This is a genomic window from Caballeronia sp. LZ008, from assembly GCF_031451435.1.
Taxonomy (GTDB): domain Bacteria; phylum Pseudomonadota; class Gammaproteobacteria; order Burkholderiales; family Burkholderiaceae; genus Caballeronia; species Caballeronia zhejiangensis.
In genome coordinates this window covers 1-3,176 of sequence record NZ_JARUXK010000013.1, presented here as the reverse complement: position 1 = coordinate 3,176, position 3,176 = coordinate 1, and the positions used below count along the sequence as shown (strand labels likewise).

The 3,176-nt window shown below is 61.1% G+C and carries 4 protein-coding genes; all 4 read right to left on the bottom strand.

What is annotated here, in order from left to right; translation table 11 throughout:
- Positions 1–605 (bottom strand): succinate dehydrogenase iron-sulfur subunit (locus QCE49_RS33485; RefSeq protein ID WP_034474652.1); only part of this gene is annotated, 605 nt, incomplete at its 3' end.
- A gap of 21 nt (positions 606–626) precedes the next feature.
- Entirely contained in the window at positions 627–2,402 is a 1,776-nt protein-coding gene (gene sdhA, locus QCE49_RS33480; RefSeq protein WP_008354057.1) for a succinate dehydrogenase flavoprotein subunit, read from the bottom strand.
- Between the two features lie 5 nt (positions 2,403–2,407).
- Positions 2,408–2,776 (bottom strand): succinate dehydrogenase, hydrophobic membrane anchor protein, encoded by a 369-nt coding sequence (gene sdhD / locus QCE49_RS33475; protein ID WP_008354058.1) that lies wholly within the window; start codon positions 2,774–2,776, stop codon positions 2,408–2,410.
- Between the two features lie 2 nt (positions 2,777–2,778).
- Positions 2,779–3,176: succinate dehydrogenase, cytochrome b556 subunit (sdhC, locus tag QCE49_RS33470; RefSeq protein WP_239295601.1), on the bottom strand; the 398-nt coding region annotated here is incomplete at its 5' end.

Sequence of the window (3,176 nt, the reverse complement as noted above, 5' to 3'; positions counted from 1 at the left end):
TGGCAACGGAACAGACGATACGGATCTTCCAGGTTATCGAGGCGTTCGCCCGTCGCCTGATCGCGGCTATCCGCGATGAAGCGATACGCCTGCAGCAAGCCCGCCGGTCCCACGAACTTGTCCGGGTTCCACCAGAAGCTCGGGCACGACGTCGAGCAGCTCGCGCACAGAATGCACTCGTACAAGCCATCGAGTTCATCGCGCTCGACGGGCGACTGCAGACGCTCCTTCTCGGGCGGCGGCGTATCGTTGATCAGATACGGCTTGATCGAATGATACTGATTGAAGAACTGCGTGAAATCGCAGATCAGATCGCGCACCACCGGCAGACCCGGCAGCGGACGCAGCACGATCTTCTGCGGCAGTTCGTTCAGATTCGTCAGGCACGCGAGGCCGTTCTTGCCGTTGATGTTCATCGCGTCCGAACCGCACACGCCTTCGCGGCACGAGCGACGGAACGACAGCGTCTCATCGACTTCTTTCAGTTTCACCAGCGCGTCGAGCAGCATGCGTTCATGCGTCAGATCGAGCTCGTAGCTCTGCATGCGCGGCGCCGCATCCTTGTCCGGATCGTAGCGGTAGACTTCAAAAATTCTCTTTGCCATTTCGATTTCCTTGCGCTTTCCTTAGAAGGTACGCGCCTTGGGCGGCACCGATTCGACCGTCAGCGGCTTCATCTGCACCGGCTTGTATTCGAGGCGATCGCCTTCGCTGAACCACAGCGTGTGACGCATCCAGTTCTCGTCGTCGCGATGCTCGTAGTCGCTGTGCGCGTGCGCGCCACGGCTTTCCTTGCGCGCTTCGGCGGAAACCATCGTCGCGCGTGCGACTTCGATCAGATTCGCCAGTTCGAGCGCCTCGACCTTCGCGGTGTTGAACACCTTCGACTTGTCCTTCAGATGCACGTGCTTCACGCGCTCGGCGAGTTCGGCGATCTTGCCGACGCCTTCTTCGAGCAGCTTCGACGTGCGGAACACGCCCGCATGCGCCTGCATCGATGCGCGGATGTCGTTGGCGATGTTCTGCGTGTACTCGCCCGACGTCGACTTCTCCAGCACCGCGAGACGTTCCATCGCGAAGTCGGCGGCATCGGCCGGTAGCGGCTTGTGCTCCTTCAATTCCTTCGCGTGCTTGATGATGTGATTGCCCGCCGCGCGGCCGAACACGACGAGATCGAGCAGCGAGTTCGTGCCCAGACGATTCGCGCCGTGCACCGACACGCACGAGCATTCGCCAACAGCATAGAAGCCGTTGACCGGATCGTTGTAGCCCTTCGCGGTGCCCACGACCTGACCATGCATGTTCGTCGGAATGCCACCCATCTGATAGTGGATGGTCGGCACGACCGGAATCGGCTCCTTGATGCAATCGACGTTCGCGAACTTCAGCGCAATCTCGCGAATCGACGGCAGACGCTTCATGATCGTCTCGGCGCCGATGTGCGACAGATCGAGCAGCACGTGATCCTTGTTCGGACCGACGCCGCGGCCTTCCTTGATCTCCTGATCCATCGAACGCGAAACGAAGTCGCGCGGCGCGAGATCCTTCAGCGTCGGCGCATAGCGTTCCATGAAGCGATCGCCATTCGAGTTACGCAGAATGCCGCCTTCACCGCGCACGCCTTCGGTAATCAGCACGCCCGCGCCGGCGACGCCGGTCGGGTGGAACTGCCAGAACTCCATGTCCTGCAGCGCGATGCCCGAACGCGCGGCCATGCCGAGGCCGTCGCCCGTATTGATGAACGCATTCGTCGATGCCGCGAAGATACGGCCCGCGCCGCCCGTGGCGAACAGCGTCGTCTTGCCCTCGAGGATATAGACCTCGCCCGTTTCCATTTCGAGCGCGGTGACGCCGAGCACGTCGCCATCGGCGTCGCGGATCAGATCCAGCGCCATCCATTCGACGAAGAAGTGCGTTTTAGCCGCGACGTTCTGCTGATACAGCGTGTGCAGCAACGCGTGACCGGTACGGTCGGCGGCAGCGCATGCGCGTTGCACGGGCTTCTCGCCGTAGTTCGCCGTGTGGCCGCCGAACGGACGCTGATAGATCGTGCCATCCGGATTGCGGTCGAACGGCATGCCCATGTGTTCCAACTCGTACACGGCGTTGGGCGCTTCGCGGCACATGAACTCGATCGCATCCTGATCGCCGAGCCAGTCGGAGCCCTTGATGGTGTCGTAGAAGTGATAGTGCCAGTTGTCTTCGCTCATGTTGCCGAGCGATGCGCCGATGCCGCCTTGCGCGGCCACCGTATGCGAGCGCGTGGGGAACACTTTCGAGAGCACCGCGACGGACAGACCCGCGCGCGCGAGCTGCAGCGATGCGCGCATGCCCGATCCGCCCGCACCGACGATGACCACGTCAAAGCGACGACGCGGCAGGGAAGTCTTGATTGCAGCCATGTTCTTTAAACTCTCCAGAGAATCTGTGCAGCGTAGCCGGCGCATCCGACGAGCCAGAGGATCGTCAGCACTTGCAAGAGCAGGCGCAGACCCATGGGCTTCACGTAGTCCATCCAGATGTCGCGAATGCCGACCCACGCGTGATAGAAGAGGCAAAGCAAGGCTACGAAAGTCGCGAGCTTCATCCACTGGGTCGCGAAGATGCCCGCCCAGCCTTCGTACGAGAAGTTGTGCGCCGCGAAGAACCAGAAGAGAAGAATGACGGTGTACACGGCCATCACGACCGCGGTGATGCGTTGCGCGAGCCAGTCGCGCAGACCATAGTGCGCGCCGACGACCAGGCGCTTGGGGCCGACCCGATTTTGCGTTGCCATGTTTAGAACACTCCGAAGATCTTGAGAGCCATCGCGAGCGTGAGCAACAGCGAGACGATCAGCACGATGAGCGCGCTTTGCTTGCCGCCTTCCTTGTTCACGCCGACGTGCGTGTCGAGCAGCAAGAAGCGGATACCCGCGCAGAAGTGATGCAGATACGACCACGACAACACGAGCGTGATGATCTTGACGATGGGGTTGGCGAGAAAGCCCTTGAACGCGTCGAACGAGATTTCCGACGTGAGGCTCTGATCGAGCAGATACAGGATGAACGGCAGACACACGAAGAGCAGCAGGCCGCTCACGCGATGCAGGATCGATACCTTGCCCGCCAGCGGCAAGCGATACTTCGCGATCTGACCGATCCCGATGTTCCGGTATTCCGGCCTTGGTTTTTTTA